The sequence below is a fragment of the Pseudomonas sp. SORGH_AS_0211 genome (assembly GCF_031453455.1).
Taxonomy (GTDB): domain Bacteria; phylum Pseudomonadota; class Gammaproteobacteria; order Pseudomonadales; family Pseudomonadaceae; genus Chryseomonas; species Chryseomonas aestiva.
In genome coordinates this window covers 4,362,811-4,388,503 of sequence record NZ_JAVIZV010000001.1, presented here as the reverse complement: position 1 = coordinate 4,388,503, position 25,693 = coordinate 4,362,811, and the positions used below count along the sequence as shown (strand labels likewise).

At 67.4% G+C, this 25,693-nt stretch carries 23 protein-coding genes and 2 pseudogenes; 15 read left to right on the top strand and 10 right to left on the bottom strand.

The window, feature by feature from the left end; all coding sequences use genetic code 11:
• Positions 1–97: 97 nt before the first annotated feature.
• Complete coding sequence (locus QE393_RS20310; RefSeq protein ID WP_007160218.1) at positions 98–328, bottom strand: DUF1161 domain-containing protein; 231 nt, start codon at positions 326–328, stop codon at positions 98–100.
• A gap of 147 nt (positions 329–475) precedes the next feature.
• Between QE393_RS20310 and QE393_RS20305 the strand changes: the two genes are divergently transcribed.
• Positions 476–1,144: a hypothetical protein gene (locus QE393_RS20305; protein WP_310045311.1), complete on the top strand. Its 669-nt coding sequence runs from the start codon at positions 476–478 to the stop codon at positions 1,142–1,144.
• On the opposite strand, the gene QE393_RS20300 is transcribed toward QE393_RS20305, so the two are convergent.
• Positions 1,126–2,355, bottom strand: coding sequence for a nucleoside recognition domain-containing protein (locus tag QE393_RS20300; RefSeq protein ID WP_310045310.1), 1,230 nt, complete (start codon positions 2,353–2,355; stop codon positions 1,126–1,128). The genes QE393_RS20305 and QE393_RS20300 overlap by 19 nt on opposite strands.
• Positions 2,356–2,482: 127 nt before the next feature.
• Between QE393_RS20300 and QE393_RS20295 the strand changes: the two genes are divergently transcribed.
• The 3 genes and pseudogenes from QE393_RS20295 to ubiA all read left to right on the top strand — a co-directional run bounded on the left by QE393_RS20295 (position 2,483) and on the right by ubiA (position 4,617).
• Positions 2,483–3,052 carry a DUF2780 domain-containing protein gene (locus tag QE393_RS20295; RefSeq protein ID WP_133860291.1) on the top strand — a complete coding sequence of 190 codons (570 nt, stop codon included), beginning with the start codon at positions 2,483–2,485 and terminating at the stop codon, positions 3,050–3,052.
• Positions 3,036–3,594 (top strand): annotated as a pseudogene (locus QE393_RS20290) (chorismate--pyruvate lyase family protein). Before QE393_RS20295 ends, QE393_RS20290 begins: the two are co-directional and overlap by 17 nt.
• Before the next feature lie 75 nt (positions 3,595–3,669).
• Positions 3,670–4,617 (top strand): 4-hydroxybenzoate octaprenyltransferase, encoded by a 948-nt coding sequence (gene ubiA, locus QE393_RS20285; protein ID WP_310045308.1) that lies wholly within the window; start codon positions 3,670–3,672, stop codon positions 4,615–4,617.
• On the opposite strand, the gene QE393_RS20280 is transcribed toward ubiA, so the two are convergent.
• Both QE393_RS20280 and QE393_RS20275 read right to left on the bottom strand, forming a co-directional pair.
• Complete coding sequence (locus QE393_RS20280; RefSeq protein WP_310045306.1) at positions 4,602–5,591, bottom strand: DMT family transporter; 990 nt, start codon at positions 5,589–5,591, stop codon at positions 4,602–4,604. The two genes, ubiA and QE393_RS20280, sit on opposite strands and share 16 nt — an antisense overlap.
• A gap of 243 nt (positions 5,592–5,834) precedes the next feature.
• Entirely contained in the window at positions 5,835–6,788 is a 954-nt protein-coding gene (locus QE393_RS20275) for a LysR family transcriptional regulator (protein WP_310045305.1), read from the bottom strand.
• 255 nt (positions 6,789–7,043) lie between these two features.
• On the opposite strand from QE393_RS20275, the gene QE393_RS20270 reads away from it, so the two are divergent.
• The 4 genes from QE393_RS20270 to QE393_RS20255 are packed head-to-tail and all read left to right on the top strand — an operon-like array spanning position 7,044 to position 11,799.
• Positions 7,044–8,546 (top strand): efflux transporter outer membrane subunit, encoded by a 1,503-nt coding sequence (locus QE393_RS20270; RefSeq protein WP_310045303.1) that lies wholly within the window; start codon positions 7,044–7,046, stop codon positions 8,544–8,546.
• Positions 8,543–10,699 (top strand): FUSC family protein, encoded by a 2,157-nt coding sequence (locus tag QE393_RS20265; protein ID WP_310045300.1) that lies wholly within the window; start codon positions 8,543–8,545, stop codon positions 10,697–10,699. Before QE393_RS20270 ends, QE393_RS20265 begins: the two co-directional genes overlap by 4 nt.
• The gene (locus QE393_RS20260) at positions 10,689–10,889 is read left to right on the top strand and encodes a DUF1656 domain-containing protein (RefSeq protein WP_007160208.1); all 201 of its coding nucleotides are present in this window, start codon (positions 10,689–10,691) and stop codon (positions 10,887–10,889) included. The genes QE393_RS20265 and QE393_RS20260 overlap by 11 nt, the downstream gene beginning before the upstream one ends.
• Before the next feature lie 10 nt (positions 10,890–10,899).
• A complete protein-coding gene (locus tag QE393_RS20255; protein WP_280310239.1) occupies positions 10,900–11,799 on the top strand; it encodes an HlyD family secretion protein in 900 nt (299 codons plus the stop codon).
• Positions 11,800–12,115: 316 nt separating this feature from the next.
• On the opposite strand, the gene QE393_RS20250 is transcribed toward QE393_RS20255, so the two are convergent.
• From QE393_RS20250 to QE393_RS20240, 3 genes are read right to left on the bottom strand one after another with little or no spacing between them, the layout of a single operon-like run.
• Entirely contained in the window at positions 12,116–12,277 is a 162-nt protein-coding gene (locus tag QE393_RS20250; protein ID WP_007160206.1) for a DUF1328 domain-containing protein, read from the bottom strand.
• Between the two features lie 29 nt (positions 12,278–12,306).
• Complete coding sequence (locus QE393_RS20245) at positions 12,307–12,528, bottom strand: hypothetical protein (protein ID WP_178083882.1); 222 nt, start codon at positions 12,526–12,528, stop codon at positions 12,307–12,309.
• A gap of 10 nt (positions 12,529–12,538) precedes the next feature.
• On the bottom strand, positions 12,539–12,793 hold the full coding sequence (locus QE393_RS20240; protein WP_007160204.1) for a hypothetical protein: 255 nt from the start codon (positions 12,791–12,793) through the stop codon (positions 12,539–12,541).
• Positions 12,794–13,234: 441 nt separating this feature from the next.
• Here QE393_RS20240 and algB point away from each other — a divergent pair, with 441 nt between their 5' ends.
• Positions 13,235–14,584 carry a sigma-54-dependent response regulator transcription factor AlgB gene (algB, locus tag QE393_RS20235; RefSeq protein ID WP_310045298.1) on the top strand — a complete coding sequence of 450 codons (1,350 nt, stop codon included), beginning with the start codon at positions 13,235–13,237 and terminating at the stop codon, positions 14,582–14,584.
• Positions 14,581–16,372, top strand: a pseudogene (locus QE393_RS20230) (ATP-binding protein). The gene algB and the pseudogene QE393_RS20230 overlap by 4 nt, the downstream one beginning before the upstream one ends.
• Positions 16,373–16,614: 242 nt before the next feature.
• Here QE393_RS20230 and QE393_RS20225 read toward each other — a convergent pair.
• Genes QE393_RS20225 through QE393_RS20215 form a run of 3 tightly spaced genes read right to left on the bottom strand, consistent with a single transcriptional unit; the run spans position 16,615 to position 19,910 of the window.
• A complete protein-coding gene (locus tag QE393_RS20225) occupies positions 16,615–18,087 on the bottom strand; it encodes an FGGY-family carbohydrate kinase (RefSeq protein ID WP_310045297.1) in 1,473 nt (490 codons plus the stop codon).
• 40 nt (positions 18,088–18,127) lie between these two features.
• Positions 18,128–19,084, bottom strand: a complete 957-nt coding sequence (locus QE393_RS20220) for a transketolase family protein (protein WP_273805433.1) — start codon at positions 19,082–19,084, stop codon at positions 18,128–18,130.
• Positions 19,074–19,910, bottom strand: coding sequence for a transketolase (locus QE393_RS20215; RefSeq protein ID WP_310045294.1), 837 nt, complete (start codon positions 19,908–19,910; stop codon positions 19,074–19,076). The genes QE393_RS20220 and QE393_RS20215 overlap by 11 nt, the downstream gene beginning before the upstream one ends.
• 337 nt (positions 19,911–20,247) lie before the next feature.
• Between QE393_RS20215 and QE393_RS20210 the strand changes: the two genes are divergently transcribed.
• The 5 genes from QE393_RS20210 (at position 20,248) to QE393_RS20190 (ending at position 25,603) form a co-directional block, all read left to right on the top strand.
• Complete coding sequence (locus QE393_RS20210; protein WP_133860279.1) at positions 20,248–21,243, top strand: ABC transporter permease; 996 nt, start codon at positions 20,248–20,250, stop codon at positions 21,241–21,243.
• Positions 21,244–21,299: 56 nt separating this feature from the next.
• The gene (locus tag QE393_RS20205; RefSeq protein WP_273805434.1) at positions 21,300–22,232 is read left to right on the top strand and encodes a sugar ABC transporter substrate-binding protein; all 933 of its coding nucleotides are present in this window, start codon (positions 21,300–21,302) and stop codon (positions 22,230–22,232) included.
• Between the two features lie 101 nt (positions 22,233–22,333).
• Positions 22,334–23,839: a sugar ABC transporter ATP-binding protein gene (locus QE393_RS20200; protein ID WP_310045292.1), complete on the top strand. Its 1,506-nt coding sequence runs from the start codon at positions 22,334–22,336 to the stop codon at positions 23,837–23,839.
• A 14-nt stretch (positions 23,840–23,853) separates the two neighbouring features.
• Positions 23,854–24,618 carry an SDR family oxidoreductase gene (locus QE393_RS20195; protein ID WP_273805436.1) on the top strand — a complete coding sequence of 255 codons (765 nt, stop codon included), beginning with the start codon at positions 23,854–23,856 and terminating at the stop codon, positions 24,616–24,618.
• A gap of 184 nt (positions 24,619–24,802) precedes the next feature.
• On the top strand, positions 24,803–25,603 hold the full coding sequence (locus QE393_RS20190; RefSeq protein WP_310045290.1) for an SDR family oxidoreductase: 801 nt from the start codon (positions 24,803–24,805) through the stop codon (positions 25,601–25,603).
• Positions 25,604–25,693: the final 90 nt, after the last annotated feature.

Here is a 25,693-nt window from a genome sequence, read left to right as displayed (position 1 = left end):
ACCCTCTTGGCTAAATACTGTATGCGCAAACAGTACTAAGCCGGGCGGAACTGTACAAGTATCCAGCGGATGAACGGTCTGTCCCTCGGGCCGGGGTTCAGTCGTTGCGCTGATAGAGGATCTTGTAGGTCCCGTTGGCGCAGCTGCCCACCACCATATTGGGATCGCGCACCTCGGCATTGGGGACCGCTTCGAGGGTATAGGCGGTCACTCCGGCCGACTGGATCTTGACCTCGATGTCGGCCTTGAGCTGGTCGCAGGAAAGGGGTTCGGCCAGCACGGCGGTGCTCAGCAGGGCGGTGCAGCAGAGTAGCGATAGACGCAGCATGGCGGTTTTCCTTGGCGTGATGACCTCTCAGGCTTGGACGCCCGAGCTGTGGCGATGTTCTCAGCGCGGCCCTTTGGCCAGCGAAGCGGTGGAACCTGAAACCCGAATGGTATTTCCGATGCTCATTCCTTGCAGCGAAGTGCCCCCATGTTCCAGTGGTTGAAAGACAACTCCCAAGTCCTCACGCTCTTTGCCCAGTGCTGCACCCTGGGCGTCTGGGTGCTCTATGCGCAGCTCCTGCTCAACAACTACAAGCGCCAGCGCCAGCCGCGGCTGATCATCAACCGTGGCGCCGGCAAGGGCGTGGGCGCCCTCTGCCTGCTGTCCAACATGAGCGCCGAGCCGGTGTTCATCAACCAGCTCACGGTGATCCTCAAGACCAATCGCGAAACGCTCTATACCGATGTCACCGACATCCGCGAGAGCGGCCAGGATGACTTCGACCCTGATCTGGTGCTAGGCGAGGCGACCCACCAGGGTCCGCTCAACACCGGTGACTTCACGCACATAGGTACCTTCCAGGGCCTGATCCGCCGCGCCGCCGAGTACAACGGCCTGACCCTGGAAAACCACCGGCCGCCCGAGGGCTGGGTGTTCGAGGGCCTGGAGATCCGCGCGGTAGCCTTCTATGGCTCGGATCACGACCCCATCGGGGTACGCCGGCGCTTTCGCCTGGGCCAGCACGACGGCAGCTACTGTGCGCTGATCGCCGAGGACTGGCAGACCCAGCAGCTGACCACGCGCCGTCAGCGGCGCATGGTGCAAAACGACTGGATGGTCGACCTGGAACCCAAGGCTCAGCCAAAGAACCAGTAGCAGATCAGGATCGACGCCGTGACCCCGGTGAATTCCGCCAGCAGGGCGCAGCCCACCGCATGGCGGGCGCGCTGGATGCCCACCGCGCCGAAGTACACCGCCAGCACATAGAAGGTGGTCTCGGTACTGCCCTGGATGGTCGCCGCCACCAGCGCCGGAAAGCTGTCCACGCCGTGGGTCTGCATGGTCTCGATCAGCAGCGCGCGGGCGGCGCTGCCGGAGAAGGGCTTGACCAGGGCGGTGGGCAGGGCCTCGACGAAGCGGGTGTCCCAGCCAAAGAAGGTCACCGCATGGCGAACGCCCTCGAGGATGGCTTCCAGGGCGCCGGAGGCGCGCAGCACGCCCACCGCGCAGAGCATGGCCACCAGGTAGGGCAACAGCGACTTGGCGACGTCGAAGCCTTCCTTGGCGCCTTCGACGAAGGCTTCGTAGACCGGCACCTTGCGCAGGGCGCCAAGGATCATGAACGCCAGGATGATGCCGAACAGGGTCAGGTTGCCGAGCAGCGATGACAGCCCGGCCAGCGCCGTGGCGGTCAGGGTGAAGAGAAAGGCGACGAAGGCGCCAAAGGCCAGGGCGCCCCCGCCGATCCAGGCCAGCACCACCGGATCCCAGAGTTTCAGCCGCTGCATGAAGGCCACCGAGAACAGTCCCACCAGGTTGGCGCAGGTGTGGGCCAGCAGAATCGGCAGAAACACCAGGGTCGGATCGGGCGCGCCCTGCTGGGCGCGGTACATGAACACCGTCACCGGCAGCAGCGTCAGTGAGGAGGCGTTGAGCACCAGGAAGAGGATCTGCGCATTGCTCGCCGTGGTGCTGCTGGGGTTGAGTTCCTGCAGGGCGCGCATGGCCTTGAGGCCGATGGGCGTGGCAGCGTTGTCCAGGCCCAGGCCGTTGGCGGCGAAGTTGAGGGTGATCAGTCCCAGCGCCGGATGGCCGCGCGGCACCTCGGGCATCAGCCGGGCGAACAGCGGTCCGAGCAGCCGCGCCAGGGCGTCCACCAGCCCGGCCTTCTCGGCGATGCGCAGGATGCCGAGCCAGAGGGTCAGGGTGCCGAACAAGAGCACCATGACTTCCACCGACAGCTTGGCCATGGCGAACAGACTCTCCACCATGGCGGCGAAGACCCCGGCATTGCCGGCTACCAGCCACTGGCCGAAGGCGCTGATCCCGGCAACGATGAAGAAGCCCAGCCACAACCCGTTGAGCATCTCGGTTCTCCCGGCAAAACGGCGATGATAACCGCAGCGTCCGCTCCCTGCAGGGACGCCGTTCAGTCTGTGGTCATCGCCGTCGGGTTATCCTCTGACCTTTCATGAAGCCCGCTGGAGTCCGCCCATGCGTCTGTCCGTTCTCGCCCTGCCGCTGGTGCTCGCCGCCAGCCCGGTATTCGCCTTCAACCTCAACGACGCCGTCAACGCCTACAACGGCGCCAACGGCAACAACAACGCCAAGGCCACCGCCGCCGCGGCGGCCACGCCCCAGGCCCAGGGCCTGCTGCAGGCGCTGACCAGCCAGCTCAACGTCACCCCGCAGCAGGCGGTGGGTGGCACCGGCGCCCTGCTCGGCCTGGCCAAGAATCAACTGGTGGGCAACGACTATCGCCAGCTGGCCAAGGCCGTGCCAGGCCTGGATCAGCTGGCCGGCGCCAATGCCACCGGCGGGCTGGCGCAACTGGGCGGCCTGGGTAGTCTGCTCGGTGGCGGCGGTCAGGACGCCAAGCAGAGTCCGCTGGGCAGCCTGCTGGGCAATGTCGACAGCCGCCAGGACGTCGACAAGACCTTCAACGCCCTGGGCATGAACAGCGGCATGACCAGCCAGTTCGCCCAGGTGATCCTCGGCTATCTCGGCAAGCAAGGCACCCAGCCCTCCCTGCTGAGCACCCTGGGCAATGTCTGGGGTCTGTGACGGCGCCCCGCGCTGGCTGACCCGCGCGGCGGCCAGCCAGGTGCCGGATTACAGCGAGGCACCGCGCGGTTGGCTCTATGCGGACCGCGGCTCGCTCACCGAACGGCTGACCGCCCTCAGCGGCGGACGCTTCGCCGTCGAGGTGATCGCCCAGGGCTGGCAACCACTGCGCCCGGACGAGTGCCAGGCGCTCGAGGTGCCGCCGGCCAGCCCCGGCTGGGTGCGCGAGGTCTGGCTGCGCGGCAATGGCGAAGCCTGGGTCTTCGCCCGCAGCGTGGCGGCGCGCGAAGCCCTGGAAGCGGCGGATTTCGACCTGGCGGCGCTAGGCGAGCGGCCGCTCGGGCACTGGCTGTTCCAGGCGCCGGCCTTTGTCCGCGGGCCGCTGGAGGCCTGCCGCTATCCGCTGGCCTGGCTGCCCGCAGGGGCGGCAACCACGCCCTGCTGGGCACCGGCGCTCGGTGTTCCGGCGCGGTCCCCTGGCAATCCTGGTGGGCGAGGTCTTCCTGCCGGCCTTCTGGCCTCACGCCGGGCGCGAGGGCTAGGCGGATCATCACGACGGCAGCGGCCAAGCCCCGGGGCCCCTATAATCGCCAGGCCCTTCGCCATGCAGCCGTCCGATGAAAAAGAACGCCTCCCGTCCCCGTGATCGCCGTCCTGCCGCCCCCCGCGGCCCCGAGCCCAGCGCCCGGGTGATCGCCACGCGCCCCCGCCGCGAGCGCATCCGCGATTTCGTCCAGCTGACCCGGCTGGACCGACCCATCGGCATCTACCTGCTGCTCTGGCCCACCCTCTGGGCGCTGTGGATCGCCGCAGAGGGCGTACCGAGCCTGAAGAATCTGGTGATCTTCGTGCTCGGCGTGGTGCTGATGAGATCGGCCGGCTGCGTGATCAACGACTTCGCCGACCGCCACTTCGACGGCCACGTCGCCCGCACCAGGAATCGTCCCCTGGCCACCGGGCGCATCTCGCCCAAGGAAGCCCTGCTGTTCTTTGCCGTGCTGGTGCTGCTCAGCTTCGGCCTGGTGCTCTGCACCAATGCCACCACCGTCTGGCTGTCCTTTGGCGCCCTCGGCGTGGCGGCGCTCTATCCCTTCATGAAGAGATACACCTACTACCCCCAGGCGGTGCTGGGTGCGGCTTTTTCCTGGGGCATGCCCATGGCCTTCACCGCCGAGACCGGCGCGTTGCCGGCGGCGGCCTGGCTGCTGTTCGTCGCCAACGTGATCTGGACGGTGGGCTACGACACCTACTACGCCATGGCCGACCGCGAAGACGATCTCAAGATCGGGGTGAAATCCACCGCCATCCTGTTCGGCGATGCCGACCGGGTGATCATCGCCACCCTGCAGGGCCTGACCCTGTTCTGCCTGGCGCTGGCCGGCGGCCGCTTCGGCCTGGGCCTGCCCTTCTACCTGGGCCTGCTGGTGGCGGCCGGCTGCTTCGCCTGGGAATTCCACGTCACCCGCGACCGCGACCCGCTGGTGTGCTTCAAGGCCTTCCTGCACAACCACTGGGCGGGTCTGGCGATCCTCGTCGGGATCATCGCCGATTACGGACTGCGCTGAGCCGGAGCGCCCGTGGTGGCATCGGCCACCACCTCCGGCAGTGCTTCGGGTTGCGTCGCCGGCACCGCCCGGGCCTTCTTGGCCCTGGACGCCTTGCGGCTCTGCTGCCAGGCCACCGCCAGGCCGCTGGCGCAGATGATGAGGATGCCGATCAGCGCGCCACTGTCCGGCACATGGCCGAAGACGAGGTAGCCGATGATACCGGCGGTGACGATCTGGCCGTAGCTGAAGGGCGCCAGCAGCGCCGGCGGCGCATAACGGAAGGCCTGGGTCAGCAGCAGGTGGCCGGACATACCGAAGAGGCCGAGCAGCGCCAGCATGAAGCCATGGGTCAGGGTCGGGATCTCCCAGAAGAAGGGCACCACGCTGCTCAGCACCAGGGTGTTGATGATGCCGGTGAGGAAGTTGCTGGTGGTGGGGCTGTCGATGCCGCTGAGCAGACGCGTCAGCAGCTGGTAGAGGCCGAAGCACACCGCCGAGCAGACCGGCAGCAGCACCGCCGGGGTGAACAGCTGGCCGCCCGGCCGCACGATGACCAGCACCCCGATGAAGCCAGCCAGCACCGCCGCCCACTGGCTGCGGGTAACGCTCTCCTTGAGCAGCGGCACCGACAGTGCCGTCACCATCAGCGGGGCGAGGAAGTTGACCGCGGTGGCCTCGGCCATCGGCAGATAGCGCAGCCCGGTGGTGAAGAACAGGCTGCAGCCGATCAGGCACAGCGCCCTGAGCACCTGCAACCCCGGCCGCTTGGTGCGGATCACCGCCAGCCCCGAGCGCGGGATGAAGATGCCCATCATCAGCAGGGTGTGGGAGAGGTAGCGGGCCCAGACCACGATGACCACCGGATAGAAGCCGGACAGGTACTTGGAGAGGGCGTCGTGGGAGGCGAACAGCCAGACCGCGAGGCAGATCAGGGCGATGCCCTTGAGCGGCTGGTCGGCGAATCTCAGAGTGGGTCCTGCTTGGGCGCTCATTGGACTCCCGTGGCGCTGACGGCGGTCCCTGACCGCCTGCATGATCCGGCCGTCCTGCACGGCGGTCCGTCGGTGTGACCACCGACTCGGGACATGGACCTCGACGACACCGGAGCGTGCCGTCGAGCAGCCGTCCTGTCGCCCTCAGGACCGCGATACCGGGCGATATTTCAATAGCTTACTAACTATGAACCGGCGTGCAGCCCGGTCTCCCCCGAGCTTAGTCCAAGCGCCCCGCCGATCTCAATGCGATTGTCCGACGACTTCGCTGACGGCCCGCACGAAGGCCTCGTCCGCCTCCAGCGCCCCGGGGATCTGTTCACGCAGATAGGCCACCCAGGTGCGGATCTTGGCATCCAGGTACTGCCGCGAGGCATAGAGGGCATAGACGTTGAGGCGCTGCAGGCGATAGGCCGGCAGCACCCGCACCAGGCTGCCGTCGCGCAGGCCGTCCACCGCCGAATAGAGCGGCAGCACGCCAATCCCCAGTCCCTGGCGCAGGGCCTCGGTCATGGCGTCGCCGACATTGACCTGAAAGGGGGTCTCGCCGATGCGATAGGTTTCCGGTCCATTGGGGCCGTCGAAGTGCCAGCGGTCGAAGGACACCACCGGGCTGATGAATCTCAGGCAGGCGTGATTGGCCAGTTCCGCCGGCGTCTGCGGCTGGCCGTGTTCCTGCAGATAGGCCGGCGAGGCGCAGAGGATGCTGTAGGTGTGGCCGATCTGCTGGGAGACGAAGCCGGAGTCGGGCAGCTCCACGGCTACCACGATGGCCAGGTCGAAGCCCTCCTCGAGCAGATCGGGGATGCGGTTGGCCATGGTCAGGTCGAAGCGCACCTCGGGGTGCAGGGCGCGATAGCCGGCGATGGCGCGGATCACGTAATGCTGACCGATGCCGGTCATGCTGTGCACCCGCAGCCGTCCCTCGGGCCGCGCCTGGGCGTGCCCGGCCTCGGCTTCGGCCTCCTCGACATAGGCGAGGATCTGCTCGCAGCGCGCCAGGTAGCGCTGGCCGGCTTCGGTCAGGGCGATGCGTCTCGTCGTGCGGTGCAGCAGGCGGGTGCGCAGATGGGTTTCCAGATGGGCCACCGCCCGGGAGACGTGGGCCGTGGTGGTCTGCAGCGTCTGGGCCGCGCCGGTGAAGCTGCCGCTTTCCACCACGGCGACGAAAACGCGCATGTTGTGCAGGGTGTCCATGCCGCCTCGACAGTCGGGAAAAGCGTCATTCTCCATATTATTTCAGTATGTGAAACAAAGATTCGCGGGTTGGCGCGCTAATCGACCACCCCGGAATTTTATAGAATCGTTAGCAGCCTAATGGTAACGTCCGCTGACCTCACGGTTCATGGCCGTCCTCTACGGCGTCCTCTTCAGTTCCAGCTCATCTCGCCAACCTCGCTGCGCTGCCTCATGCCAGACGCAGGTATGGCCCTGTTGCCAACGGACCTCCACGTGTCGCCTTCCTCTAGCAGAGTCTGGCCTGCGCTCACGGTGGTCGCCCTCGCGACCCTGCTGGCCGGCTGTATCGGTACCGGTCACAACGCGCCCCAGGCGCAGCGCCTCGATGACCAGGCGCTGGCCACCGACGGTGCCATCCAGGCCGCCGCCAGCCAGGCCGCCTGGCCCGAGCGCCAGTGGTGGCGCGCCTATGGCGATCCCCAGCTGGATGCCTGGATCAGCGGCGCCCTGGCGGACAACCCGCGCCTGGCCACGGCCGCCGCCCGGGTACGCCGCGCCGAGTCCCTGGCCGGCCTGGCCGAATCCCGTGAAGCCCTGCAGGTCGAGGGCAAGGGCGCCTTCAAGCGCTACAGCTGGCCCACCGACGGCTTCTATGGCCCGGGCGAGCTGGCCGATCGCACCACCTGGAACAACAATGCCGAACTGGGTCTGAGCTATGCCCTGGACTTCTGGGGCCGCGAACGCGACGCCAGCGCCCAGGCCCTGGACCAGGCCCACCAGGCCGCCGCCGAGGTGCGCGCGGCCGAGCTGGAGCTGACCGGCAACATCGTCCGCAGCTATATCGGCTTCGCCCTGCACCACGATCAGCGTGACATCCTCGCCGCTACCCTGGAGCAGCAGCGGCACCTGGCCGACCTCGCCCAGCGCCAGCTGGACGGTGGCCTCGGCACTCAGTTCGAGGTCAGCCAGGCGCGCGCCCTGCTGCCCGAGACCGAACGCCAGCTGGAAGCCCTGGACGAGACCCTGGCGCTGGATCGCAACCAGCTTGCCGCCCTGGCCGGCAAGGGCCCGGGTGCCGGCGCCAGCCTGCAGCGCCCGCGCCTGACCCTGGGCGCGGCACCGCGCCTGCCCAGCGCCCTGCCGCTGGAACTGGTCGGCAAGCGCCCCGACGTGGTGGCGCGTCGCTGGCAGATCGCCGCGGCGGCGAAGGGCGTGGACGTCACCCGCGCCAGCTTCTATCCCAACATCGACCTGGTGGCCAACGTCGGCCAGTTCCTGACCCTGGGTCGCCTCAGCGAGATGCTGACCCACGCCAAGACCGGCTCCTTCATAGGTCCCGCCTTTTCTTTGCCGATCTATGACGGTGGCGCCCTGCGCGGCCGCCTCGGCGCGGAGTCGGCGGCCTACGACGTGGCCATCAGCGCCTATAACCAGACCCTCATCGACGCCCTCAAGGACATTTCCGACGCCCTGATCAAGGCCGATTCGGCGGCCAGGCAGGCCACCCTCGCCGACCAGGCCAGCCAGGAGGCCCAGCGCACCTACGACATCGCCCGCGAGGCCTTTCGCCGTGGCCTGACCGATTACCTGCACGTGCTCGACGCCCAGACCCGGCTGTTCGCCCAGCAACGCGTCACCGCCCAGGTGCACGCCCTGCGCCTGGCGGCCCAGGCCGCTGCCCTGGTCGCCCTGGGCGGCGGCGCGGACCTCGAACGCGAGCCGGGCGACCAGGATCTGGTACCGGCCCGCGTCGCCGTCGAGCGGGCCGCGCGGTGAGTACCCACGCTACCACCCACTCGCCACTGCGCCAGGCCCTGGGCGCCTGGGCGCGCAGCGATGGCAGCCTCTGGTTGTACCAAGCCAAGGTGCTGCTCGCCGCCAGCCTGACCCTCTGGCTAGCCATGCGCCTGCAACTGCCGCACCCCAGCTCGGCGGTGATCACCGTGTTCATCGTCATGCAGCCGCAGAGCGGCCAGGTGCTGGCCAAGAGCTTCTACCGGGTCATGGGTACCCTGCTGGGACTGGCGGTGATGCTGGTACTGATCGCCCTGTTCGCCCAGGAACGGGTGCCCTTCCTGATCTTCCTGGCGTTGTGGATCGGCCTCTGCGTGGCCGGTTCGGCGCGCTACCGTGACTTTCGCAGCTATGCCTGCATGCTGGCGGGCTACACCGCCGCGCTGATCGGCATTCCGGCCGCGCTCAATGCCGATACCGCCTTCATGTCAGCGGTGATGCGGGTACTGGCCATCACCCTGGGCGTGCTCTGCAGCGGCGCGGTGAGCGCGGCGGTCTTTCCGCAGACCAGCGCCACGGCCATGCGCGCGACCCTCTATAGGCGCATGGGTGGCTTTGCCGGACTAGCCGCCGACGTCCTCCGCGGTCGTCTCGACCGTGCCTCCCTGGAGGCTGCCGGAGTACGCCTGGCCGCCGAGGCGGTGGGGCTGGAAAGCCTGCGCAGCGCCTCGGCCTTCGAAGACCCGCACATGCGCATGCGCAGCGGGCGCCTGGCCCGGCTGAACGCCGAATTCATGGGCCTGACCACCCGCCTGCATGCCCTCAGCCGCCTGTTGATGCGCCTGCGCGAGCGCGACGCCCAGTTGCCACTGGCAGCCCTCGAACGCCTCTGGGCCCCGCTGCTGGAGGTGTTCGAGGAATGGCGCGGCCAGGCCCTTACCGAACGCGCGGCCCTGGCGGCGGCGGCGCGTCTGGAGCAGCTGCATCAGGGCCTGCGGCCAAGCATTCGCGCCCTGCGTGCCGAGTTGCCACCCCTGAGCGAAGCCGACCGACGCGACGTCGAGACCGCCGTGGAGCTGCTCTTTCGCTTCACTGGCGAATGGCACGGCTATCTGCAGACCCATGCCTCCCTGGCAGCGCCGCGCCACAGTCGCGAACAGTGGAAGCCGCGCTTCGTGGCCAAGGCCAATGCCCTGGGCGCGGCGGTCACCGGCATCCGCAGCGCCTTTCTGGTGCTGGTGCTGGGCGCCTTCTGGATCGCCAGCGCCTATCCCAGCGGCGGCATGCTGGCACTCAACGCCGCGGCCGTCTCGGCGCTGGCCTCGGCCTCGCCCGATCCCAAGCGCACCGCCCTGCAGATGGCGGTCGGCGCCAGTGGCGGCGTGGTGCTGGGCTTCTTCCTGACCTTCTTCGTCTTTCCCTGGATCACCGGCCTGCCCCTGCTGCTGCTGACCCTGGCGCCGGTGTTCATGCTGGGCACCTGGATTTCCCTGCGCCCGGGCTGGATGGGCTATGGCCTGGGTTGCCTGGTGTTCTTCTGCTTCACCTCGATTCCCGACAACCCGCCGGTCTACGACGCCTACGCCTTCATCAACAACGGCATCGCCGTGGTCCTGTCGATGGTGATCACCGCGGCGGTCTCGGCGGTGCTGCTGCCACCCAACAGCCCCTGGCTGTGGCGCCGCCTGGAGCGCGACCTGCGCCAGCAGCTGGTGCGGGCGGTGAGCGCGCCATTGCCGCACCTGGCGCCGGCCTTCGAAGGCCAGACCCGCGACCTGCTCAACCAGGCCTATGGCGTCAGCGCCGGACGCGGTGAAGCGCAGCGTCGCCTGATCGGCTGGGCCTTCGTGGTGCTGGAGATTGGTCATGCGGTGATCGAGCTGCGCCAGTTGCAGGCCCGCCTGCCCGCGGCCCCGCGCTATGCCGAGAGCAGCGCCTGGCGCCAGGCCATCCGGGTGCTCGGGCGCGCCCTGGTGCGCCTCTTCCTCAAGCCCGGCGCGGAACATCTGCGGCGGGCGCTGGTGGCAGTGGACGCGGCCCTGCTTGCCGTGGCGACCGTGACCGAACCGCCGGAACTGCCCTATGACGAGTCGCCCCTGCGCCAGGTGCAGAGCGACCTGCATTTCATCCGCAGTGCCCTGCTCGATCCCCAGGGGCCCCTGGCCCGCTATCACGAGATCCCCCATGCCCCGTGAAATCGCCTTCCACGGCCTCTACCTGCCCACCGTGACGGTGCTGTTCCTGGTCGCCGCCCTGCTCGCCTGGGCGCTTGACCGGGTGCTCGCCGCGGTCGGCCTCTACCACGTCGTCTGGCATCCGGCGCTGCTGCGCCTGGCCCTGTTCATCTGCCTCTACTGCGCCCTGGCGCTGTGCGTCTATCGCTAGGACTCCTGCCATGATCCTCAAGAAACTCTTCGGCGTGCTCTTTACCCTGCTGGTAGTCTGCCTGGCGCTGATCCTCGGGCGGCTGCTCTGGGTGCACTACATGAACGACCCCTGGACCCGCGATGGCCGGGTGCGCGCCGAGGTCATCACCATCGCGCCGGACGTGGCGGGGCTGGTGACCGAGATCGCCGTGCGCGACAACCAGTGGGTCAACAAGGGCGACCTGCTGCTGCAGATCGATCCGGAGCACTACGAGATCGCCGTGCATCAGGCCGAGGCCACGGTCGCCGCGCGCAAGGCCACCCTCGCCATGCGCCAGCAGAACGCCCGCCGCCGTGCCGACATCGACAGCCTGGTGGTTTCCCGCGAGAACCGCGAAGACGCCAGCAGCGCCGCGCTGGCCGCCGAGGCCGATCTGCGCCAGGCCCAGGCCCAGCTGGAATCGGCGCGCCTCAACCTCAAACGTACCCGGGTGCTGGCACCGGTCGACGGCTACGTCACCAACCTCTCGGTGTTCAAGGGCGACTACGCCGCCGCCGGCGCACCCAAGCTGGCCGTCATCGACGCCCATTCGTTCTGGGTCTATGGCTACTTCGAAGAAACCAAGTTGCCCCACGTGCAGGTGGGAGCGGCCGCCGAGATGCGCCTGATGAGTGGCCAGACGTTACGCGGGCATGTGGAAAGCATCGCGCGTGGCATCTATGACCGCGACAATCCCCAGAGTCGTGAACTCACCGCCGACGTGAATCCCACCTTCAACTGGGTTCGCCTGGCCCAGCGGGTACCGGTGCGTATCGCCCTGGATCCGCTGCCCGAGGGCCTGCTGCTGGCGGCTGGTACCACCTGCACCGTGGTCCTGGAAGACGTTCGCGGCGAACGCTCCTGGTGGGACGCCTTCTGGCAGGGTTGAGACCTGCCCGATCGCCAGACTTTTCGCTGCGCCAAAACGACAACACCCCTGACACCGGCGGGTTTCGCTTGAGACGAAACCGGTCGAATTCAGGGGTGTGGTCGTATCCAGCCCAGTCCGCCGCGAGTGCGAAAGTACTCCCTGTACTCTTGGAACCCTCCCGTACTGCAGAGCGTCCCGACCATGTGGCCCTTGCGTCTCGGGTCAGGAGACGACTTCGAGGTTGTCCATTGAATCGGCTTGAAGCTGCAATTCGATGACAGCGCCTCAGCTGCCGGTCATCACGACCGGCAGCCTGTTTCTCATGAGGCTGGCGTCAGGGACGACGACGGCCCATGAAGAACGACACCACGAACAGCACCAGGAACAGCACGAACAGGATCTTGGCGATACTGGTGGCAGTACCGGCGATGCCACCGAAACCCAGGACGCCTGCGATGATCGCGATGATCAGGAAAGTGATAGCCCAGCTCAGCATGGTGTTTCTCCTATGTATTACAAGTGCACTCAGCGGACGACAGCACCTGTCCAGCGAGCAGTGGTTTTATTAGCGAAATCCTGGGTATCCAGACTCGCCATCCGTGGTTCCACAGCGGTCAGATCGAGATCCAGACCGTTGAGGTTGTGCGTCTGATTGAGCGCACGACCCATTATCAAAGCGCTGAGCAACATCCCGATCACGACCGCCGCTGCAGCGAACAACACAATCACCAGCAGCATCCACATCATGGTCATGACCTCAGAATACCCAGCGGGTCTGCTTTACCAGACGGTCACCGTTGGACTGTGCCGGGATGGCTTTGAGTTCCCCACGACCTTGACTTGCCAGCGGCTTGGCTGCGGGCACCATGGCCTGGGCAGCAATGCGGGTGGAGGCGATGAGGGCCTGTTCGCGGCTGACGTCCTGGCCCTGGGGGGCTGCGACGGCGGCGCTGGCGAAGCAAGCGAAGAGCGCAGTACCTACCAAGTGCTTGCGAAGGGTCTGGCTGATCATCGGGTCTCTCCTGCGGTCCGTTGGCCCTAAGGCCGGCTTGCCAAGGAGATTGCAGACTGCGTGCCAGCTTTTCGAAAACCATTTTTACCTTATAAAACAGTAACTTATAGTTTTTACTGGTAGCCACCACACATGCACCTTGCAAGGTGCAACGCCTGAAGCATTGCGTTTTGCATGATGGCCAGGGGTCGATTGGATAGCCCCGGCCCGGGCGCCTGCCAGGCGCAACGGCAAAAGACGAGGCAAAAGTCTTCCCAGGGGCCAGGAAAACCGTCTTTTCCCGATTTTCGCCGCTCCGGGTTGCGATCTGCACGATGCTCGCAAAGGCACGGTGGATGGCCCGATGGTCCTGCGGATTGCAACTTGCACGATGTATCATGGACTAACTGCCAGCCCTGTCCTTTAGCGCGTTTCGGCCCTTTGGCCCGGAGTTTTGCCGTCATGGAACAAACCAGCGGTCGCATCCTGCTCGTGGACGACGAAGCCGCCATCCTGCGTACCTTCCGCTTCTGTCTGGAAGACGCCGGCTACAGCGTCGCCACGGCCAATAGCGCGGCCCAGGCCGAAGCCCTGTTGCTGCGTCAGGTCTACGACCTCTGCTTTCTCGATCTGCGCCTGGGCGCGGACAACGGTCTGGATGTCCTGCAGCAGATGCGCATCCAGGCGCCCTGGATGCGGGTGGTGATCGTTACCGCCCACTCGGCCATCGACACCGCAGTGGACGCCATGCAGGCCGGCGCCGCCGACTACCTGGTCAAACCCTGCAGTCCCGACCAGTTGCGCATGGCTGCGGCCAAGCAGCTGGAGTTCCGCCAGCTCTCGGCGCGCCTGGAGGCGCTCGAAGGCGAGGTGCGCAAATCCAGCGCCGGTCTCGATTCGCGCAGTCCGACGATGATGAGCATCCTGGAGACCGCCCGACAGGTCGCCACCACCGATGCCAACGTGCTGATCCTCGGCGAATCCGGTTCCGGCAAGGGCGAACTGGCCCGCGCCATCCACGCCTGGAGTCGCCGCGCGAAAAAGACCTTCGTCACCATCAACTGCCCCTCGCTGTCCGCCGACCTGATGGAAAGCGAGATGTTCGGCCATACCCGCGGCGCCTTCACCGGGGCCAGCGAGAGCACCCTCGGTCGAGTCAGCCAGGCCGACGGCGGCACCCTTTTCCTCGACGAGATCGGCGACTTCCCCCTGGCCCTGCAGCCCAAGCTGCTGCGCTTCATCCAGGACAAGGAATACGAGCGCGTCGGCGATCCGGTGACCCGCCGCGCCGACGTGCGCATCCTCGCCGCCACCAACCGCAACCTGGAACAGATGGTGGCGGAAAACGAATTCCGCGAAGACCTGCTCTATCGCCTCAACGTCATCGTCCTCAACCTGCCGCCGCTGCGCGAGCGCAAGGAAGACATCGTCGATCTCGCCGAGCGCTTCCTCGCCCGCTTCGTCAAGGACTACAACAGACCCGCCCACGGCTTCAGCGAGGCGGCCCTGGACGCCCTGCGCAACTACGGCTGGCCGGGCAATGTCCGCGAGCTGCGCAACGTCATCGAACGCGCGAGCATCATCTGCGGCCAGGACTTGGTGGACGTCAATCACCTGGGCCTGGGTGACAGCCCGGCTACCAGCGGCGCCGCCAGCGCCCCACGGGTCGGCGAGGCGTTGAGCCTGGAAGCCCTGGAGCGCGCCCACATCGCCGCGGTGATGGCCACCAGCGAGACCCTCGACCAGGCCGCCAGGACCCTGGGCATCGATGCCTCCACGCTCTATCGAAAACGCAAGCAGTACGGGCTATGAAGCTGCCGATCAAGTTGCACACCCGCCTCTTTCTCAGCATCTCCGCCCTGATCGCCGTAGCCCTCATCGGGCTGCTGGTCGGCCTGGTCAGCGTGCTGCACCTGGCCCGCGAGCAGAGCGTCCAGACCCGCAGCAACCTGGACTTCATCAACCTGACGCTGAACATGCGCCAGGAATTGAGCAACAGCCTGTTCCAGATGCTCGACGGGGCACCCGATCCGCAGTCACTGGTGGCGGCCCAGCAGCGCTTCCAGGAGTACCTGGAACTGGTCGAAGGCCAGATGCGCAATCCCGAGCAGCTGGCCATCCTGGAAGACGTCAAGCAGCGCTACCAGCGCTTCGCCGACTACCTGCGCTCACCGCCGGCGGGCTATGGCGAGTTGCGTGCCGATCGCGGCTTCCAGCAAACCCTCAATGCGCTGCGCACGCGCATCTACGACCTGCAGCGCAGCTACGTGGTGACCCTGGAGCGCATGCAGGACGAGGCCCATGACCGGGCGGTGATCATCGCCCTGCTGCTGGCGCTGATCGGCGTGGCCATCCTGGTCACCGGGGTGGTGACCGCCAACGGTATCGCCCGGCGCTTCACCGGACCCATCGATGGCCTGGCCAAGGCCGCCGAGCGCATCAGCCAGGGCAACTTCGACGTTCAGCTGCCGACCTCGCAGATCGCCGAATTCACCCTGCTCAGCCGCCGCTTCGGCAACATGGCCCAGGCCCTGCACCGCCTCAGCCAGACCAATGTCGAGGCGCTGGTGGCCGGGCAGCGGCGCCTGCAGGCAGTGCTCGACAGCATCGACTACGGCCTGGTGATCCTCGATCCCCAGGGCAACATCGAACACGCCAATCCGGTGGCCTGCCGCCAGCTGGGCTGGAACGAGAATCACCTGGGCGAATCCCTGATCGCGGCCCTGGAAACGCCCGGAAATCGAGGCCAGCGTGCAACGGGTCCTGGCCGGTGGCGCCCTGGACGCGGCACCCGAAGACCTGGAAATCCGCGTCGACGACGAGGTGCGGCTGCTGGCCTGGAGTCTGACCCCGGTCAACCACGCCGATGGCCGCAGCGTGGGGGCGCTGATGGTGCTGCGCGATGTCACCGAGCAGCGCGCCTTCGACCGGGTGCGCAACGAATTCGTCCTGCGTGCCTCCCATGAATTGCGCACCCCGGTCACCGGCATGCACATGGCCTTCGGTCTGTTGCGCGAACGCCTCAAGGTGGCGCCGGAATCCCGCGAGGCCTTTCTGCTGCAGACGGTGGACGAGGAAACCCATCGCCTGGTGCAACTGATCAACGACCTGCTGGACTATTCCCGTCACCAGAGCGGTCTGCAGCGTCCGGAAAAATTGCCGAGCGAGATCGGCGACCTGCTGGAAGCGGCCCGCGCCCGCCACGCCGACGAGGCCCGCGAGCGCGATGTCGAGCTGGCCGTCGAGTTGCTGCATACGCCGCTGCCGCGGGTCAGCCTGGATCCCAAGCAACTGGGCCGGGTGTTCGACAACCTGCTGAGCAATGCCCTGCGCCATACCCCGGCGGGCGGCCGCATCGTCATCCAGGCCATGCGCCAGAACGAGCAGCTGCTGATGGCGGTGCAGGACAATGGTGAGGGCATCGCCTACGCCCAGCAGGGCCGGGTATTCGAGCCCTTCGTGCAGATCGGCAGCCAGAAAGGCGGCGCCGGCCTGGGCCTGGCCCTGTGCAAGGAAATCATCCGCCAGCACGGTGGCCGCATCGGCGTGGTCTCCCGCCCCGGTCAGGGCACCCAGATCTTCATGACCCTGCCGACCTGAGCCAGGCGGCCCAGGGCCGCCGCAGGTTGGATTGAGCGCAGCGCAGCCCAACGCTGCCCAGATCGAATCCGCGTTGTTGGGCTTCGACGATGGAGCCGTCTCAACCCAACCTACGGTCTGGCCCCTCTCCTTTCGGGAGAGCCGCCGTAGGTTGGGCTGAACGCAGCGAAGCCCAACAGTGCCCAGATCGAATCTGCGTTGCTGGGCTGCGGCGATGGAGCCGCCTCAATCCAACAGAATCGTTACAGCAGCGTCCGCTCCAGCGCCTGCCGCCAGCCGGCATAGAGTTCGGGCACGGCATTGGGGCGGGGTTCGTAGCGGCGACGGGGGCGTTCGAGATCGGCCAGGGCCGCGGCGTCCTGCCACCAGCCCAGGGCGTGGCCGGCCAGGTGGGCGGCGCCCAGCGCCGAGACCTCCGGCGACAGGCTGCAGATCACCGAGCGCTGCAGGAGATCGGCCTGGAATTGCAGCAGCCATTCGTTGCGCGTGGCGCCGCCATCCACCCAGAGCTCGTCCAGCGGCGTCGGACTGTCCTGCTGCATGGCGTCGAAGACGTCGCGAATCTGGTAGGCGATGGCTTCCAGGGCCGCGCGCATCAGGTGCGCCCGCCCGCAGTTCTCGGCCAGGCCGCAGAACAGGCCACGCGCCTCGGCCCGCCAGTGCGGTGCCCCCAGGCCACCCAGCGCCGGCACGAAGTAGACGCCGCCGTTGTCCGGCAGCGCCGCGGCGTCGGCGGCCAGGGCCTCCAACTCGCCGGCGCCGCCCAGCAGCCGCGCCGTCCAGCCCACGGCGGCACCGGTGTGGACGATGTTGCCTTCCAGGGCAAAGGTCGGGGTCTCGCCCAGGCGCCAGGCCAGGGTGGTGGCCAGGCCATGGGCGGAGACCACGGGTTCGGCGATGGGCGTCATCAGCGAGGAGCCGGTGCCCAGGGTGGCCTTGACCTTGCCCGGGACGAAACCGCCCTGGCCGAACAGCGCCGCATGGGAATCGCCGATCATCGCCAGGATCGGCAGACCGGCCGGCAGCGGGCCCTGGGCACGGGTCTCGCCGAAGCAGCCGGCACTGGGGCGGATCTCCGGCAGGGCCGCCCGGGGAATGCCGAACAGGCCCAGCAGCTGCGGATCCCAGTCACCCCCGCGCAGGTCGAGCAACTGGGTACGGGCCGCGTTGGCCGCGTCGATGAGAAAGCTCGCGCCACCGCTGAGTTGCCAGAGCAGCCAGCTGTCCACGGTGCCCAGGCAGAGATCGCCGGCGGCGGCGCGGGCCGTGCCGTCGGGAATCTGATCGAGCAGCCAGCGCCATTTGCCGGCGGAAAACATCGGGTCCAGCGCCAGGCCACTGCGCTGCAGGATCAACTCGCCATGACCGGCGGCGTGCAAGGCTTCGCACTGCGGCTGGGATCGCTTGCACTGCCAGCTCACCAGCGGGCCGAGCAACTGGCCGCTGCTGCGCTCCCAGGCCAGGGCGGATTCGCGCTGGTTGCTGATGGCGATGGCCGCCAGGGGGGCATCCGTCTGGGCCAGGCAGTCGCCGATGGCGCCCTGCAGGGCCTGCCAGATGGCCAGGGGATCCTGCTCGGCATAGCCCGCCTGCGGATGCTGGACGGTGAGCGGCCGAGAACCGCGGGCCACGACCCGACCGGCGCGATCCACCAGGATCGCCTTGGCATTGGTGGTGCCCTCGTCGAGGGCGAGGATCAGCGGTTCGGCGGCCATGGCAGCTCCTGTTGTTCTGGTCGTGGCGGACGCCTGAGCTTCAGCGCAGGCGCTGCACCGCGGCAACGATACCGGCAGCATCGATACCATGCTTGGCACGGGTCGGCCCGCGGCCACCGGCGGCGGCATATTCGCCATCGGCGATGCCCAGGCGGATCAGCGGCACCCCCAGCGCGGCTTCGGCCATGACCTCGGCGACCAGGCTGCCCACCCCGCCGTTGGCGTTGTGCTCTTCCACCGTCACCACCCCGCCGCGAGCGGCGCAGAGGGCTTCCAGCAGCGCCTCGCGCTGCAGCGGACGGATCGACGACAGATTGATCACCTGGGCGCTGATGCCCTGCTCGGCCAGCGACCGCGCGGCGTCCACCGCCTCGTGGACCACCGAGCCCAGGGCCACCAGGCTGACGTCGTGACCCTGGCGCAGCACGTCGACCTGACCGGGGACGAAACGGTAGTCGGGACCGTGCAGGTCGGGCAGCGCCTTACCGTCCAGGCGGACATAGACCGGACCGTCATGGGCCAGGGCGTGCTCGACGATCTGCCGGCACTCGCTGCCATCGGCCGGCGCATAGATCTCCACGTTGCCGAAGCCGCGCATCACGGCGATGTCGTCGAGACTGTGGTGGGTACTGGCCAGGGGACCATAGCTGGCCCCGGCGTTGAGCCCGAACATCTTGACGTTGGACCTGTTGTAGCAGACGTCTACCTTGACCTGCTCGTTGGCGCGGGAGATCAGGAAGGGGGCGGCGTTGCAGGTCACCGCCACCTTGCCGGCGAGGCCCAGGCCGGCGGCCACCCCGACCAGGGTCTGTTCGGCGATGCCGACGTTGACCAGGCGTTCCGGGAAGCGTTTGACGAAGGGGCCGATCTTGGCCGTGGAAGTGGAGTCGCTGACCACCGGCACCAGGTCGACGCCGGCGTCCACCGCGGCGATGAAGGCCTCGACCATGACGCTGGCGAGATGGGCTTCGCCCGGAGTCTGGGTATCAGTGGCCATGGTCGAGTTCCTCCAGTGCAGCGGCGATCTCGTCGCCCTTGGGCACCCGGTGGTGCCATTCGGGTTTGCCTTCGATGAAGGAAACCCCCTTGCCTTTGACGGTATTGGCGATCAGCACCTGGGGCTGGCCACGGTGTTCGCGCAGCGCTTCCAGGGTTTCCACCAGCTCGGCCACGTCGTTGCCGTCGCACTCGACCACATGGAAGCCGAAGGCGCGCCACTTCTCGGCCAGGGGCTCCAGCGGCAGGATCTCGGCGGTGGGACCGGCCAGTTGCAGGCGGTTGTGGTCGACGATCACCGTGAGATTGTCCAGCCGGTACTTGGCGGCGGTCAGCGCCGATTCCCAGTTGGAGCCCTCGCCCAGTTCGCCGTCACCGGTCAGCACATAGACGCGGCGCGGACTGCCATCGCGTTGCGCGGCCAGGGCGATCCCGGTGGCCACCGGCAGGCCGTGGCCCAGGGCGCCGGTGTTGAGCTCGATGCCGGGGGTCTTCTGCCGCACCGGATGGCCCGGCAGGTGGGAGTCGAAATGCTGGTAGGTGTCGAGCCATTCCGGCGGGAAGTAGCCGGCCTCGGCCAGGCAGCAGTAGAGGCCGCCGACGCCATGGCCCTTGCTCTGGATGTAGATGTCGCGCTGGGGATCGGCGAGGCGTTCCGGGGCGACGTCGAGCAGGCGGAAATAGAGGGTAGCGAGGATGTCGGTCTCCGACAGATCCGCCCCGGTATGGCCACCGGCGGGCGAGCCGGCATTGAGCTGGATGACGCGCCGGCGGATCAGCCGGGCCTTTTCGCGAATCTGCGCGACGTCGTACTGGAACGGATTCATCAGGCGACCCCCTCGGGTATCCGAAGCTGCGATGGAGCAGACGCCTGCCGAGGTTTCAGTGGGCGTCTTATGAATATTTATTCGTCACTGAAAATATATTTATCATTTAGACCCCAATCCGCAGGGCCGTCAATAGCCAGGAAAGGCCGTTGGCGATCTGGCGAATGGATAGAACGCGTGGCGGGATGCGGGATTGCCGAAGCCATCGCGTTCGGCATGCAGCGATGAAAAGGCGCTTGACTTCCATCCGGAACAGGCGGAGTCTGAATTAAAAATCAGGCACGCATAAATATTCAGGCGAGCCGGACACAAGAACAATAACCCCTAGGAGAAGTTCGTGGACGCCAAAGCCCCGACCGCCTCGCCACCCGCCAAGCCCCTCGCTCGCCTGGCACTGCGCCTGCCGCGCAACGTCGGCGGCCCGCTGATCGGCCTGGCACTGCTGATCGCCGTGTTCTCCTTTGCCTCGGAGTATTTCTTCTCCGTGCGCAACGCCCTCAACATCCTCGACCAGGTGACCGTGCTCGGTATCCTGGCCATCGGCATGACCCTGGTGATCGTCATCGGCGGCATCGACCTGTCGGTGGGCTCGGTGCTGGCCTTCTCCATGATGCTGCTGGGCTGGCTCTACCAGGACATCGGCTGGTCGCTGGGACTGGCGATTCCCGCCGCCATCCTCGGCGGTCTGGTCTGCGGCCTGGTCTCGGGACTGCTCATCGCCCGGGCCCGGCTGCCCGCCTTCATCGCCACCCTGACCATGATGTCGGTGGCCCGCGGCCTGGCCAACATCCTCACCGACGGTCGCCAGATCGTCGGCTTCCCGGACTGGTTCACCAACCTGGCCACGGTGCGGCACTTCGGCTTCCTCTCGGTCACCGTCGGGCTGTTCCTGCTGATGCTGCTGGTGGCCTGGGTGTTCCTGCGCTTTCGCGCCGGTGGCCGCAACCTCTATGCCATGGGTGGCAGCGCCGAGGTGGCGCGGTTGTCGGGCATCAAGGTGCGCACCATCACCATCTGGATCTATGCCCTGAGCGGCGCCCTGGCGGGCCTGGCCGCGGTGGCCATGGCGGCGCGCCTGGATTCGTCCCAGCCCAGCGCCGGCCTGTCCATGGAGCTGGATGCCATCGCCGCGGTGGTGATTGGCGGCGCCAGCCTCAGCGGCGGCGTCGGCAGCGTCGGTGGCACCCTGGTCGGGGTGCTGATCATCGGCGTGCTGCGCAACGGCCTGAATCTGCTGGGGGTCTCGCCCTTCGTGCAGCAGGTGGTCATCGGCATCGTCATCGCCCTGGCCGTCACCCTGGACACCCTGCGCCGCCGTAACGGGCAGCGCTAGGTCAGATCTGCTTCGTCTCGTCACCGCAGTACAACAATAACAACGGAGTGCCATCCATGCTGACCCCCAAGAAGCTGTTGCTCAGTACCCTGTTCGCCGCCATGACCTGCACCGGCGCCCTCAATGCCCAGGCCAAGGAACTCACCGTGGGCCTGGCCGTGGCCAACCTGCAGGCCGACTTCTTCAACCAGATCAAGCAGGCCGTCGAGGCCGAAGGCAAGGCCAAGGGCATCAAGGTGATCACCGTGGACGCCCAGGGCAACTCGGCGACCCAGGTCAACCAGATCCAGGACCTGATCACTCGCCAGGTCGATGCCCTGATCTACATCCCGGCCGGCGCCACCGCTGCCGGCGTCCCGGTCAAGGCGGCCAAGGCTGCCGGCATCCCGGTGGTGGCGGTGGACCGCAACGCCCCCGACGCCCCGGGTGACACCTTCATCGCCAGCGACAGCGTCGCCGCCGCCCGCACCCTGGCCGAATACGTCGGCAAGGTCACCAACGGCAAGGGCCGCGTCGCCATCCTCCAGGGCCAGATCGGCACCACGCCGGAAAACGATCGCGCCAAGGGCTTTTCCGAAGGCCTGGCCAAGTTTCCGGAGTTGAAGGTAGTCGCCCAGCAGCCCGCCGAGTGGGCCCAGGACAAGGGCTTCGCCGTGGCCCAGGACATGCTCCAGCGCGATCCCAACATCAGCGTCTTCTTCGGCCGTGCCGACGCCATGGCCCTGGGTGCCGCCCAGGCGGTCAAGGTCGCCAACCTCGACCATCCGGTGACCATCGTCGGCTTCGACGGTGACGTGGCCGGCCTCAAGGCCGTGGCCGCCGGCACCCTGTCCGCCACCATGACCCAGCAGACCCGCAAGATGGGGCGCATGGCCCTGGAGTCGGCGGTGGCGCTCAAGGAAGGCAAGCAGGTGCCCAAGGAGCAGCTGCAGGAGGCGATCCTGACCACCAAGGACAACGTCGCCCCCTTCATCGAGAACCACCCGTAACGGATCGTCTGGCCAGCGGCGGGTAACGGCCGCCGCCTCCCGCCCCTTATCCAGGTGCCTCCCAAGGGAGGCACAGCTTCTGCTCCCCCTTCGGAGGCCCCATGTCCGCCGTCATGCCCCTGGAACAGCCCGCGGCCCTCAGCCTGAGAAGCATCGGCAAGAAATACGCCGGCATCGAGGTACTGAGCGGCGTGGACGTCGACATCCAGCCGGGTGAGGTCCTGGCCCTGCTCGGCGAGAACGGCGCGGGCAAGTCCACCCTGTCATCGATCATCGCCGGCCTGGTACCACCCGAAGCCGGGGGTCGCATGACCTGGCTGGGTCGCGACTACGCCCCGGATTCCCCCGGCGCCGCGCTGGCCGCCGGCATCGGCCTGATCCATCAGGAGATCCGTCTGCTGCCGGAACTGACGATCGCCGAAAACATGTTCGTCGGGCGCCTGCCCATGCGCGGCGGTCGCATCGATCGCGCCTTCATGGAAACCGAGGCCCAGCGCCAGCTGGATCGCCTGGGCCTGAAGGTACCCGCCACGCGCACCGTGGCCGGCCTCAGCGTGGCTGCCCAGCAACTGGTGGAGATCGCCAAGGCGCTGACCCTCAAGGCCCGCCTGCTGATCCTCGACGAACCTACCGCGGCCCTGGGTGGCGAAGAGACCGAGTTGCTGTTCGCCCAGGTCGAGCGGCTCAAGGCCGAGGGCGTGTCTTTCATCTATATCAGCCATCGCCTGGAAGAGATCGCACGCATCGCCGACCGGGTGCTGGTCTTGCGCGACGGCCGCCAGATCGCCCTGCACGCCACCGCCCAGGTGCCGGTGCGGCAACTGGTGGAAGAGATGGTCGGGCGCAGCGTGGAACGCATCTTCCCGGCCATGGCCGCGCCCGGTACGCGGGAGGTGCTGCGGGTCAAGGATCTCAGCTGCCGCGAGATGCCGCTCAAGCACATCGATTTCGCGGTGCGCGCCGGCGAGGTGTTCGGCGTGGCCGGGGTGGTCGGCGCCGGCCGTACCGAACTGGTCCGCGCCATCGCCGGCGCTGCCGAGCAGGTCACCGGCACCCTGGTGCTGGAAGGCCGGACCTGCCGCTTCGCCAGCCCCTGCGAAGCCATCCAGGCCGGCATCGTGCTGGTGCCCGAGGATCGCAAGCAGCAGGGCGTGGTGGTCGACCACGCCATCGAGGAAAACCTCATCTATGGCAACACCGATCTGCTCGCCGCCGGTGGCTGGGTGTCCCCGGGTGGCCTGCGCGCCTTCGCCCGCAAGGCGGTGGCCCGGCTCGGCGTGAAGGGCCAGCCGGAGCAGGCCATCGCCGCCCTCTCGGGTGGCAACCAGCAGAAGGTGATCATCGCCAAGTGGCTGGCGCGCAATCCCAAGGTCTTCATCCTCGACGAGCCCACCCGTGGCATCGACGTCGGCGCCCGCGCCGCCATCTACCAGGTGATCGCCGAACTGGCGGCCACCGGCATGGCGGTGATCGTGGTCAGCTCGGACCTCGACGAGGTCCTCGGCCTGTCGCACCGGGTCATGGTGATGAGCCGTGGCCAGCAGATGGGCATTCTCGAACGTGAACAGGCCACCCCGGTGGCCGTGATGGAATTGGCTACCGCCTGACTAGGAGTTCTCTCATGCGTCTCTTCGATCTCGGCGGCCAGACCGCCTTCGTCACCGGTGCCGGCAGCGGCATCGGCCAGGCCATCGCCATCGGGCTCGCCGAGGCCGGGGCCAATGTGGCCTGCTTCGACCTGCCCGGCAGTCGCGACCTGGCCGGCACCGTCGAGCGTATCCAGGCCCACGGCCGCCGTGCCCTGGCCCTGGAAGGCTCGGTGACCAGCGCCGCCGACCTGGAAGCCGCCGTGGCCCGTACCGAGGCCGAACTCGGTCCCCTGAGTCTCGCCGTCAACAGCGCCGGCATCGCCAACGCCCAGCCGGCCGAGGCGCTGGAACTGGAGCGCTGGCAGCGCATGCTCGACATCAACCTCACCGGGGTGATGCTCAGCTGCCAGGCCCAGGCCCGGGTGATGCTGCCGCGCGGTCGCGGGGCCATCGTCAACATCGCCTCCATGTCCGGCAGCATCGTCAATCGCGGCCTCCTGCAGGCCCACTACAACACCTCCAAGGCCGGGGTCATCCACCTGACCAAGAGCCTGGCGATGGAATGGGCCGAGCGCGGCATCCGGGTCAACTGCATCAGCCCCGGCTACACCGCCACGCCGATGAACACCCGTCCCGAGGTGGCCGACCAGGTCAAGATCTTCGAGCAGACCACCCCGCTGGGCCGCATGGCCGAGGTGGAGGAAATGGTCGGTCCGGCGATCTTCCTCTGCAGCCCGGCCGCGTCCTTCTGCACCGGCGTCGATCTGATCGTCGATGGCGGTTTCGTCTGCTGGTAACGCCTTCACGATCTGCTGCGCGTCGGCCAAACTGCGTTGAAAAGACCCTGGAAGGCCAGCCCCGTCGGAATGCTCATTTACCATTCGTAAACTTGAGCGCAAGCCCGGTCCGCTTCCTCAGGTCTTTTCGCCTTGTTTGGCTCTAGCTCGCGAGATCGTGGCCTATAGCCCTAGGAGGTTTCACGTGGAACGTCGCTTCGCAGGTCAAACCGTAGTCATCACCGGCGGCTGCCGCGGCATCGGCGAGGGGATCGCCGAGCGCTTCGGTCGCGAGGGTGCCAACCTGGTGCTGGTGTCCAACGCCGAGCGGGTGCACGAGACCGCCGCGCGGCTGGCCGCCGAGACCGGTGCCGAGGTGCTGCCGCTGGTGGTGGACATCACCGACGAGGCGGCGGTGGCCGACCTCTATGCCCAGGCCGCGGCCCGCTTCGGTCGTATCGACGTCTCGGTGCAGAACGCCGGGATCATCACCATCGACGCCTTCGACCGCATGCCGCGCGAGGACTTCGATCGCATCCTGCAGGTCAACACCACCGGCGTCTGGCTATGCTGCCGCGAGGCGGCCAAGCGCATGGTAGCCGCCGGTCGTGGCGGACGCCTGATCAACACCAGCTCCGGCCAGGGTCGCCAGGGGTTCATCTACACGCCGCACTATGCGGCGAGCAAGATGGGCGTCATCGGCATTACCCAGAGTCTGGCCCACGAACTGGCGCGCCACGGCATCACGGTCAACGCCTTCTGCCCGGGCATCATCGAAAGCGAGATGTGGGACTACAACGACCGGGTCTGGGGCGAGATCCTTTCCACCCCGGAAAAGCGCTATGGCCAGGGCGAACTGATGACCGAATGGGTCGGCAACATACCCATGAAGCGCGCCGGCACCCCCGCCGACGTGGCCGGCCTGGTGGCCTTCCTCGCTTCGGCGGACGCCGCCTACATCACCGGCCAGGCGATCAATGTGGACGGTGGCCTGATCATGTCCTGATCGACACCCGGGGACGCCAGGCCGCAAAAACCTTGGCGTCCGGCGAGAGGCTGAGGGAAAATAGCTGGAAAATGCGCCTTTCTAACAGGT